The sequence below is a fragment of the Agaribacillus sp. DX54 genome, assembly GCF_056858335.1.
In genome coordinates this window covers 1-262 of the sequence record NZ_JBXEQE010000174.1, presented here as the reverse complement: position 1 = coordinate 262, position 262 = coordinate 1, and the positions used below count along the sequence as shown (strand labels likewise).

At 45.4% G+C, this 262-nt stretch carries 1 protein-coding gene; it reads left to right on the top strand.

The genetic code is table 11. The annotated features are described in order from the left end of the window. Positions 1–115: 115 nt before the first annotated feature. On the top strand, positions 116–262 hold a 147-nt coding region (locus AC04NP_RS30860), incomplete at its 3' end, for a recombinase family protein (RefSeq protein ID WP_482863990.1).

Sequence of the window (262 nt, the reverse complement as noted above, 5' to 3'; positions counted from 1 at the left end):
GGAACATGGCTATGTTGTTCCCGATGAATATGTATTTAAGGATGAAGGATATAGTGGAGCTATCCTGGTGCGTCCCGGGCTTGAGCGGGTGAGAGATTTAAGTGCGTAGGGACAAATACAGGCAGTTCTAGTTTACAACCCAGACAGGCTGAGTCGTAACTATGCCTATCAGATAGTGCTGATGGATGAATTTTCTTCCTGCGGTGTGGAAGTAATATTTATGCATTCTCCCAAATCGGAAACACCGGAACAGGCCTTGTTA